The sequence below is a fragment of the Capillibacterium thermochitinicola genome (assembly GCF_013664685.1).
Lineage (GTDB): Bacteria > Bacillota > UBA4882 > UBA10575 > UBA10575 > Capillibacterium > Capillibacterium thermochitinicola.
Genome location: NZ_JAAKDE010000074.1, coordinates 1 through 2,974, shown reverse-complemented (window position 1 = coordinate 2,974; position 2,974 = coordinate 1). Strand labels below are relative to the sequence as shown.

Below are 2,974 nucleotides of genomic sequence, written 5' to 3'. Positions count from 1 at the left end.
GCGAACTTAATTATACACTGACCAAGATTATTTATCGTAATTGTGTCGTAGCTAGAAAAATAACTCTTTACGGATTTTTGTATTGCCATACGAAAGAACCTATTATATATTCTAAGGAATCTTTCACTCCCGCTAGCGTTTCCAAAGAAATCATAGTTTAGATTTGTTAAATTTATTCCCAATATGTAAAACCAAGTAAGTTCACGGTCCTCCATAAAAAAATCCAACCATCTCTCAGCTATAAAATATCTATCCTTTGTACCAAGTTTTTTGTAATGTACTTCTTTGTCATTTTTTTCATGGAAACTACATTCTCTTTCACATTTTCCCCATTCACGAGCTTCTGGATTACCGCAACGTTTGTTTAACAGGGATCGTATCAATTGTTCTTCTTTATCTACAGGAACTATTAAAATCCCAATGTAAATCCATTTTTCATTATCTACATGCATATATTTAATTGTTTCTTCTTTGATTTCATCACAATAAATATTAAGCTCAATATTCCCCAAAATAAACGATCACACCCCAATTAGCATCATTTCGTATAACGTCTGCCGATTACCGACGTCGATGAGCTTACAAGGCGGGCCTACTTCTTTGTGTCCACCCGCCCCGCCGGCTCGGTTAGCGAATCGATGTGGCCGCGTATACTTCATGAACCACCCGCATCTCTAACATCATGAGTCGACTTTCCGTGGCCCGAAGCGGCAATGCTCATGTTAGCTGCCCCGAAGGGCAAGGCAAAACCGCAGTGTTTGCTTGCCATGTTTTTCTTTCAGTTGCCCATCGGCAAAGCTGAAGTACATGGATGTACGGAAGCGGACATTTTTACCCTCAAACATTATTTTGGTTACTACCTTTTTCCTTTTAATCCTAATCTACCAGCATTTCCTTAATTATGCCTTTTAGTATTTGCACTTCTTCAGCGTTTAGATTTCCGATCTTCTCGCATAGTCTTGATTTGTCAATAGCACGAATCTGATCTAGTACAATCCAGCCCTCTATTGTGTTAACTTTAAATTTCAACCGAGTAGGATATCCTTCTCTACCCCGACTTGTTACCGGTGCAATAATAACCGTCCGCAGATGATTATTCATTTCTTGAGGCGATATAACAACACAAGGTCTGATCTTGTTAATCTCCGCACCCTTGGTAGGATTTAAATCTACCCAATAAACCGAGTATTGATCAATCTTTTCGCTCATCCCAAGCCTCCAAGAGATCATTATCAATTTCTTCCTCGATCAACAAGGAGTCGTCCCCTTTTTCATGCATGACTTTAAAGGCTTCGGCCCAGCCTTGACGAGGAGTTTTTACCGGCTTTATTATGATGCAATTATCCTCAATCTCTAGTTCCACCTTTGACTCAATTCCACATTGTTTTAAAATAGCCATAGGAAGGCGAATCCCTTTAGAATTTCCGATCTTAATGACATCAATTTCCATAAAACCCACCTCAGTTAGTTATTACTTTGTAATTACATTATACCTGTGCTCTATATTTTATACAATCTAATTTTTTAAGATACCGGGATTTTGGCTTCCATTTAAAATTAGCCCATGGATGGGCGGTTCGTGGGCAATGTTTTTATCTTATTTTTAGAACATGGCAAGCAAATTGCAGCTAACGTTTGGCATTGCCGACGTCGATGAGCCTACAGGCGGGCCAGCTTCCAAGTCCTACCCACCCCGCCGACTCGGTTAGCGAATCGATGTGGCCGCGATGGCTCCATGATTCAACTAACTTGTCCGACATCATGATTCGACTTCCCGCGGCCCGAAGCGGCAATGCCGTGTTAGCCGATGTGTGGTCGGCCCTATTTTAGTTGCCAGGGAGGGCAACTACCATCAATTAACTTCTTTTACAAACTTAAAACATATTGTCTTAACTGAGAACTATTCCAGACTTCACATCTAGATTGCGAACTTCTCATTTTCTTCCTCAATCTTTCATCTTCTGTTACAAGAACATCAGCATTCCCCACCCCGGTTACTGCAATGAGTGCATCTTCGATGTGATTCCTATTTGCCGTCATGATGGAGTCTACCGACATACCAGTATGGCTACCATCGCCCCATTTAGCCCCCCAATGAAAGCCCCAAATAAATGCTTCAGCTTCAACTCTCTCAAAAATAAGTGCAGATAATAGTTCTCTAGAATTCCGTGGAACTTTTGGGTGTCTGTATTGTTCCTCTAAAACATCCGTAGTCAATAATCTGATCTTCCCCGTTCTATTGTGCTGTTTTAAGAGCGCGCTGAACTCATCATCTTTTGCTATGATATCAATTGAACACATATCAATCATAAATGTATTCATTACAGACACCTCCTTGTGCATATTAACTATATCCTTTGCTGAACTGTAGCCGTGATTAGTTACTGCGTTAACATAATATTTCACCTGCATTATGGTACCTTAAATACCATATGCCATAGCCTGCTATATGTTTTAATGATCTTGAAAACCCACTTCCATATTATTTACTAAACAAATCATGGTAAATTAGATACGACAATCCAACTAGCATTTTTGTATATTCATTTGACATACTTCATCGTCCGGCTTGTTAACACTCTCTCCTCACAATGGCGGCCACGGATGGCCGCTCCTTTACGCCACATGTCGGCTAACGTTTGCCGATTACCGACGGCCATGGACCTTAAGGCGCAGACCGGGCCTTAGTGCGACGCCACTTAGGCCCGGGCAAGCCGGGCGCGACTGCGCTTAGGTCCATGGCTGTGGGCGCGTAAACTTCATGATTTGACTTCTTTGATTTGTCATCATGATCCACTCTCCGCGCCCCGAAGCGGTAAACGAGCTGTTAGACGATGCCCAGCAGCCCCAAAGAAGAAAAATGAATTCCTTCTTTGAATAAATCCTGTTTAAATGTTCTGTGTCAGCTTCTAAACTATCATCTTTCGCGGATTTTGGTGCGGAATCAGTATTCATTACCACTCAGACAATCGCC

The 2,974-nt window shown here is 41.4% G+C and carries 4 protein-coding genes; all 4 read right to left on the bottom strand.

Going from position 1 to position 2,974, the window contains the following annotated elements; genetic code table 11:
• On the bottom strand, positions 1-512 hold a 512-nt coding region (locus G5B42_RS11550; protein WP_181340622.1), incomplete at its 3' end, for a hypothetical protein.
• Between the two features lie 364 nt (positions 513-876).
• Complete coding sequence (locus tag G5B42_RS11545) at positions 877-1,209, bottom strand: type II toxin-antitoxin system PemK/MazF family toxin (protein WP_181340621.1); 333 nt, start codon at positions 1,207-1,209, stop codon at positions 877-879.
• Positions 1,193-1,450, bottom strand: a complete 258-nt coding sequence (locus tag G5B42_RS11540) for an AbrB/MazE/SpoVT family DNA-binding domain-containing protein (RefSeq protein WP_181340620.1) — start codon at positions 1,448-1,450, stop codon at positions 1,193-1,195. Before G5B42_RS11540 ends, G5B42_RS11545 begins: the two co-directional genes overlap by 17 nt.
• Positions 1,451-1,866: 416 nt before the next feature.
• Positions 1,867-2,322, bottom strand: coding sequence for a hypothetical protein (locus G5B42_RS11535; protein ID WP_181340619.1), 456 nt, complete (start codon positions 2,320-2,322; stop codon positions 1,867-1,869).
• Between the last annotated feature and the right edge of the window lie 652 nt (positions 2,323-2,974).